This is a genomic window from Burkholderia sp. BCC0398 (assembly GCF_902833245.1).
Classification (GTDB): domain Bacteria; phylum Pseudomonadota; class Gammaproteobacteria; order Burkholderiales; family Burkholderiaceae; genus Burkholderia; species Burkholderia sola.
Map to the genome: position 1 here is coordinate 1 of NZ_CADFEM010000038.1, position 7,248 is coordinate 7,248.

Annotated in this window: 5 protein-coding genes and 1 tRNA gene; 4 read left to right on the forward strand and 2 right to left on the reverse strand. The window is 66.7% G+C overall.

Annotation, left to right across the window (positions count from 1 at the left end):
- The 3 genes from HWX76_RS36300 to HWX76_RS36310 all read left to right on the forward strand — a co-directional run.
- The coding region (locus HWX76_RS36300; protein ID WP_176017101.1) for an AMP-binding protein at positions 1-1,149 on the forward strand (1,149 nt) is incomplete at its 5' end.
- Between the two features lie 85 nt (positions 1,150-1,234).
- Positions 1,235-1,579 carry a sodium/substrate symporter small subunit gene (locus tag HWX76_RS36305; protein WP_124557749.1) on the forward strand — a complete coding sequence of 115 codons (345 nt, stop codon included), beginning with the start codon at positions 1,235-1,237 and terminating at the stop codon, positions 1,577-1,579.
- Between the two features lie 3 nt (positions 1,580-1,582).
- Entirely contained in the window at positions 1,583-3,598 is a 2,016-nt protein-coding gene (locus tag HWX76_RS36310; RefSeq protein WP_050018007.1) for a sodium:solute symporter family protein, read from the forward strand.
- 229 nt (positions 3,599-3,827) lie between these two features.
- On the opposite strand, the gene HWX76_RS36315 is transcribed toward HWX76_RS36310, so the two are convergent.
- A tRNA-Ser gene (locus HWX76_RS36315) sits at positions 3,828-3,918 on the reverse strand.
- 57 nt (positions 3,919-3,975) lie between these two features.
- Positions 3,976-6,156: a TonB-dependent siderophore receptor gene (locus HWX76_RS36320; protein WP_050018006.1), complete on the reverse strand. Its 2,181-nt coding sequence runs from the start codon at positions 6,154-6,156 to the stop codon at positions 3,976-3,978.
- A 343-nt stretch (positions 6,157-6,499) separates the two neighbouring features.
- Between HWX76_RS36320 and HWX76_RS36325 the strand changes: the two genes are divergently transcribed.
- On the forward strand, positions 6,500-7,129 hold the full coding sequence (locus HWX76_RS36325) for a LysE family translocator (protein WP_050018005.1): 630 nt from the start codon (positions 6,500-6,502) through the stop codon (positions 7,127-7,129).
- Positions 7,130-7,248 lie beyond the last annotated feature (119 nt).

Sequence of the window (7,248 nt, forward strand, 5' to 3'; positions counted from 1 at the left end):
GGCGTGCAGCACAGCACGGGCGGCTACCTGCTGTGGGCCGCGCAGACGATGAAGTGGACCTTCGACTGGAAACCCGACGACGTGTTCTGGTGTACGGCCGACATCGGCTGGGTCACGGGCCACACGTACATCACCTACGGCCCGCTCGCATGCGGCGGCACGCAGGTCGTGTTCGAGGGCGTGCCGACGTATCCGGACGCCGGCCGCTTCTGGAAGATGATCGGCGATCACAAGGTCACGGTGTTCTACACCGCGCCGACCGCGATCCGTTCGCTGATCAAGGCGGCCGAGGCCGACGACAAGGTCCACCCGAAGAGCTATGACCTGTCGAGCCTGCGCATCATCGGCACGGTCGGCGAGCCGATCAATCCGGAAGCGTGGATGTGGTACCACAAGCACGTCGGCCACGAGCGCTGCCCGATCGTCGACACGTGGTGGCAGACCGAAACCGGCGGCCACATGATCACGCCGCTGCCGGGCGCGACGCCGACCGTGCCGGGTTCGTGCACGCTGCCGCTGCCGGGCATCATGGCCGCGGTGGTCGACGAGACGGGCCAGGACGTGCCGAACGGGCAAGGCGGGATTCTCGTCGTCAAGCGGCCGTGGCCCGCGATGATCCGGACGATCTGGGGCGACCCGGAGCGCTTCAAGAAGAGCTATTACCCGGAAGAGCTCGGCGGCACGCTCTATCTGGCCGGCGACGGCACCGTGCGCGACAAGGAGACCGGCTACTTCACGATCATGGGCCGGATCGACGACGTGCTGAACGTGTCGGGCCACCGGCTCGGCACGATGGAGATCGAGTCGGCGCTCGTATCGCATGAACTGGTTGCCGAAGCGGCGGTGGTCGGCCGTCCGGACGATACGACGGGCGAGGCGGTCGTGGCGTTCGTGGTGCTGAAGCGTTCGCGCCCGGAAGGCGACGAAGCGGCGGCGCTCGCGAAGACGCTGCGCGACTGGGTCGGCAAGCAGATCGGGCCGATCGCGAAGCCGAAGGACATCCGCTTCGGCGACAACCTGCCGAAGACGCGCTCGGGCAAGATCATGCGGCGCCTGCTGCGCTCGCTCGCGAAGGGCGAGGCGATCACGCAGGATACGTCCACGCTCGAGAATCCGGCCATCCTCGAGCAGCTCACCGAAGTGCGCTGAACGCCTGCCGGTTGCGCGTCACGCGCGTGAGCCCCTGCGCGGCAATCCCGATTGCCCGCGCAGGGGCTTTTTGCTACATAACGGCATGACCGTTCCGACCCGTTCGGCGCCTGCCGCGCCACCTCCCGTTCCCGTACCGCTCGCGCGTGCGCATGCGCGCTATTGGCGCTTCAACGTCGCACTGATCGCGGTGCTGATGGTGATCGGCTTCGCGGTGTCGTTCATCGTGCCGTTCTTCGGGCCCGCACTCGCCGGGATTCGCTTCGCCGGCTTCAGCCTGCCGTTCTATGTCGGCGCGCAGGGCGCGATTCTCGTGTATCTCGTGCTGCTCGTCGTCTACATCGGGTTGATGCAACGCGCGGACCGCACGCTGCGCCGCGCGTACGACGAGCATGCGGCGCGCGCCGGCCACGCGAACGGCGGGCGCTGATTCATGCTGACGCGTCGACTGATACGCGCATACGCGCTCTACACGCTCGGATTTCTCGGCTTCGTGCTGCTGATGTGGCGGATCGAGCGCGCGACGGGCTCGGGCGTGTGGATCGGCTACGTGTTCCTGTTCGTGCCGATCGCCGTGTATGCGGTGATCGGGTTGTTGTCGCGCACGTCCGATCTGGTCGAGTACTACGTGGCCGGGCGGCGCGTGCCGTCCGCGTTCAACGGGATGGCGACGGCGGCCGACTGGCTGTCGGCCGCGTCATTCATCGGGCTGGCCGGCTCGCTCTATGCCACCGGTTACGACGCGCTCGCGTACGTGATGGGCTGGACCGGCGGGTTCTGCCTCGTCGCGTTCCTGCTCGCGCCGTATGTGCGCAAGCTCGCGCGCTACACGATTCCCGATTTTCTCGGCACGCGCTTCTCGAGCACGGCCGTGCGCGCGCTCGCGGCCGGCGCGGCGATCCTGTGTTCGTTCGTGTACCTGGTTGCGCAGATCCAGGGGATCGGCCTGATCGCGACGCGCTTCATCGGCGTCGATTTCGCGATCGGTATCTTCTGCGGGCTCGCGGGCATTCTCGTGTGCTCGTTTCTCGGCGGGATGCGCGCGGTCACGTGGACCCAGGTCGCGCAGTACATCATCCTGATCAGCGCGATCCTGATTCCGGTATCGCTGATCGCGATGAAGAACGGGCTCGGCCCGGTGCCGCAGTTCAATTACGGCAAGCTGATGGAGCGCGTCGCGGCGCGCGAGGCGCAGGTGCGCGACGCGCGCGACGAGCAGCAGGTGCGCGATGCATACCGCCGGCAGGCCACGGCTATCCAGACGCGGCTCGACCGGTTGCCGGCGTCCTATGCGGATGCGCGCCGGCATCTCGTCGACCAGCTTGCGGATCTGCGGCGCCATAACGGGCCGCTGCGCGAGATCAGCCGGCGCGAGCGCGAGTTGGCCGATTTTCCGCGCGATCCGGCGGCGGCGCGCGTGGCGTGGACGCAGGCGCGTGACGACCTGCTGGCGCGTGCCGAACCGCCCGTGCCGATGCACGAGCCGTTTCCGGCCGCGAGCGAGGACGAACGCAAGCCGCGCGAGCGGAACTTCCTCGCGCTGCTGCTGTGCCTGTCGCTCGGCACCGCGAGCCTGCCGCACATCCTGACGCGCTACAACACGACCACGTCGGTCGCGTCGGCGCGGCGGTCGGTCGGCTGGACGCTGTTCTTCATCGCGCTGTTCTACCTGAGCGTGCCGGTGCTCGCGGTGCTGATCAAGTACGAGATCCTCGCGAATCTCGTCGGGCGACCGTTCGCCGAATTGCCGGCCTGGATCACGCAGTGGCATCACTTCGAACCCGACCTGATCAGCGTCGTCGAGGTGATTCGCGACGGTATCGTGCACTGGTCGGAAATCCAGATGCAGCCGGACATGGTCGTGCTGGCCGCGCCGGAGATCGCGGGGCTGCCGTATGTCGTGTCGGGGCTGATCGCGGCCGGTGCGCTGGCCGCGGCGCTGTCGACTGCGGACGGGTTGTTGCTGACGATCGCGAACGCGCTGTCGCACGATGTCTATTACTGCATGGTCGCGCCCGATGCGTCGAGCCAGCGGCGCGTGACGATCTCGAAGGTGCTGCTGCTGGGGGTGGCGCTGTTCGCGTCGTATGTCGCGTCGCTCAATACCGGGAAAATTCTGTTTCTCGTCGGGGCGGCATTTTCGCTGGCGGCGTCGAGCTTCTTTCCGGCGCTGGTGCTGGGCGTGTTCTGGAAGCGCACGACGACGCGTGGCGCGATTGCCGGGATGGTGACGGGGTTGGCGGTGTGCGTGTATTACATCGTGTCGACTTATCCGTTCTTCACGCAGCTGACGGGGTTCGCCGGGCGTACGTGGTTCGGGATCGAGCCGATCAGCTCAGGCGTGTTCGGTGTGCCGGCGGGGTTCGCGGTGGCGATCGTGGTGAGTTTGTGTGACAAGCGGCCGGATGAGTATACGCGGGCGTTGGTGGATTACATTCGGCATCCGTGAGGGGGGCCGATGAGGCATCGCGTGTCGACGCCCAAATGAAAAGCCCCCTGATTTCTCGGGAAATCAGGGGGCTTCATGGATTCTGGCGGAGAGAGGGGGATTCGCCCACACAAGCGCGGGCCGCGGATTCGCTTGCAAGCGAATCCCTTCGAATCCCCCGCGCAAGCCGAATTGTCGGCTTGCTTCTCTCCGGAAACGAAAATGCCCGCTGGCGCGGGCATTTGAATCCTGGCGGAGAGAGGGGGATTCGAACCCCCGATAGGCGATTAACCTATACACGCTTTCCAGGCGTGCGACTTAAACCACTCATCCATCTCTCCGGAAGACCGAGAGTATAGCAAACTCTGGCGGCAGCCCGCCACTCCCTTCGGCGTTCGTCAGAAATCCGTCGTCATCGACAGCCACACCGAGCGCGGATCGCCCTGCGTCAGGTATCCGCCGATCGTCGACGACCAGTACGACTTGTTCGCGACGTTGCGAACGGTCGCGCGGAACGTCGTCTTCTTGCCGAACACCTCCGTCGCGTAACGGGCGCCGAGGTCGACGCGGTCCCACGCGTGGATCGACATCGTGTTCGCGACGTCCAGGTACTGCGGCCCGGTGTGGATCCAGCGCGCGGTCAGCGTAAGCCCGTTCAGCATCGGTACGTCGTATTCGGCGCCCGCGTTGAGCAGGAACGACGGCACGCCGATCGGCCGGTGGCCGTCGTTCGCGCCGCCCGCCGTGTCCTGCAGCGTCGCGTTGAGGTACGTCGCGCCCGCGATCAGCCGCACGCCTTTCCACGGTTCGCCGTACACGGCCGTCTCGATGCCGCGGTGGCGCTGGGTGCCGTCGGCGCCGAACAGGTTCGTCGCCGGATCGGTGTACGCCATCGGCTTCTCGATCTGGAACAGCGCGAGCGACGCGCCGACCTTGTCGGTGTCGTACCGGATGCCGGCTTCATATTGCTTCGAGCGGTACGGCGACAGCGCCTGGCCAGCGTTGCGTGCGGTGTTCGGTGCGATCTCGCCCTGGGCGAGCGCTTCGCTGCGGTTCGCGAAGATCGACACGTTGCGCCACGGCTTCACGACGAGACCGAATACCGGCGTCGTGATCGCGTCGCTGTAGACGCCCGTGACCGCGCCCGTGTAGCTGAAATTGTCGACCGAAATCGACTGGCGGCGTGCGCCGATCGTGAACAGCACACGATCGTCGAGGAAGCCGAGCGTATCGGACACCGCGACGCTGCGCAGCCAGCTCTTCGTGACCGTGCCCGGATCGTTCATGTCGCCGCCTGCGTAGGCCGTCGGCGGGAACGCGACCGGCGCCGGATCGTAGAGCGTCGTCGGAAACGCGTTCGACAGCGTGTACGCGGACTGGCTGTCGACGCGGATGAACGACGCGCCGGCCGTCACGAAGTGCGACACGGGGCCGGTCGTGAAGCGGCCGCGCACGCCGGCTTCGGCCGACTGCGCATCTTCCTTGTGCGGCACGCTCAGGCGCGAGCCGGTCGTGCCGGACGACGAGTAGGTCGGCGTGTAGTAGTCGCCGTGCTCGTTCGTATGGCGCGCGCCGGCCGATACGTAGGCCGTCCACGCGGGCAGGAAGTCGTACTCGGCGCGCACGATGCCGACCGTGTCCTCGAGTTCGCTGAAGCTCCACGGCTGCGCATAGTTGTGCGTCGCGGACGGCACGGCGGGCAACTGATTGCCGCTGACCAGCACGATCGGGCGGCCGTTGTCGATCCGCTGCCGCTGATACAGGAAGTCCCCTGACAGGCGCAGCCTGTCGCCGCGCCAGTCGAGCGACACCGCCGTCACGTTGCCGCGGCGGCGCTCGTCGTCGACGGCCGTGTCGCCGCCGCTGATCGACTGGTTCACGCGTACGCCGAACTGGCCTTCGCTGCCGAAGCGGCGGCCGATGTCGACATGCGTGCCGAGCGAACCGGACGTGGCGCCGTCGACGGTGACGCGCGTGAGCGGCTTGTCGTCCGCGCGCTTCAGCTGGAGGTTCACGCCGCCGCCGACTGCCGAGCCGTTCGGCGATGCCCCGTTCAGGAAAGCATTCGCGCCCTTGAACACGTCGACGCGCTCGACCGCATCGGTTTGGACGAGCTGCCGCGGCGTGACGCCGTACAGGCCGTTGAGCGACACGTCGTCGCCGGCGAGCGCGAACCCGCGGATGACGAACACCTGCGAGAAGTTGCCGTAGCCGGATGCGCTGCGCACGGCCGGATCGTTGTCGAGCACGTCGGCGAGCGTGCGCGCCTGCTGGTCCTCGATCAGTTTCGACGTGTAGGTGGTCATGCTGAACGGCACGTCGCTCGCCTTTTGCTGGCCGAGCACGCCGAAATCCGCGCCGCGCGCGACCTGGCCGCCGGCGTAGGTCGGCGCGAGATCGCCCGGCAGCGGCTCGGCCGCGCCGGTCACGTTGATCGACGGCAGCACGGCGCCATCGGGCGCGGTGTTGGCGGCGGAAGTCGCTTGCTGAGCGTGTGCGGCGGCCGGGAAGGCGCAGGCGAGCGCAATGCCGAAGGCAATCGGCGTGAGACGCCGGGCGGGTAACGAAAATGTCGACATGGGACGCAAATCGGTGTGGTCGATGATCCGTCCCAGGGCGGCAAGTCGGAATCCGGGCGGCGTGACGCGTCCGTACTGTCGCGGACGTGCTTTTATCGAGCGGCGGAGTCTAACGTAAACGAGAATCATTGTCGTTTACGGAGGAATCAGTCCACTATTTGAGATAACCGCGGGCCGTTCACCGGCGACGGCGCACAACCGCCGAGCGGGCGTCGGGACGAACATGCGATCATGCGAAGTCCGCATTCGTCGTAACAAACCGTGCGTGCCGATTGCGGTCTGTCGGGTCGATCGGTTCCATGCCGCCCGTCCGCATCGCACTCTTCAAAAGGAACGCCACACCATGTCGCTCTCCGCCTTGCTCGCCTTTGCGCTGATCCTGTCCGTCGGTGTCGCGACGCCCGGCCCGACGGTGTTGCTCGCGATGAGCAACGGTTCGCGCTACGGGCTGCGTCACGCGATGGTCGGTATGCTCGGCGCGGTCACCGCCGACGTCGTGCTCGTTGCGCTGGTCGGGTTCGGCCTCGGCGTGCTGCTCGACGCGTCGGAAACGGCGTTCGTGACGCTGAAGCTGCTCGGCGCGGCGTGGCTCGCGTATGTCGGCATCCGGATGCTGATATCGAGCGGCGGGGCCGCGGCTGCGCAGCCGTGCGTGCCTGCGACGCCCGATCGCCGGAGCGCGTTTCTGAAGAGCTTTTTCGTCGCGATGAGCAACCCGAAGTACTACCTGTTCATGTCGGCGCTGCTGCCGCAGTTCGTCGACCGGTCGCACGCGATCGCGCCGCAGTACGCGATTCTCGCGGCGACGATCGTCGCGATCGACGCGATCGGCATGACCGGTTACGCGCTGCTGGGCGTGCATTCGGTCCGCGTATGGAAGGCGGCCGGGGAAAAGTGGCTGAACCGCGTCAGCGGATCGCTGCTGCTGATGCTCGCGGGGTACGTTGCGCTGTATCGGAAGGCTGCGCATTGACACGGTGATGGAGCAGGGAAGCAGTATGCCTAGTGTCCTGTTCCGTTGTTAACCGGTCTATGTTCACGTAGCATGTTGACGTCAACGGAACGGGAGACGTCAGCATGGCGATGGGACGA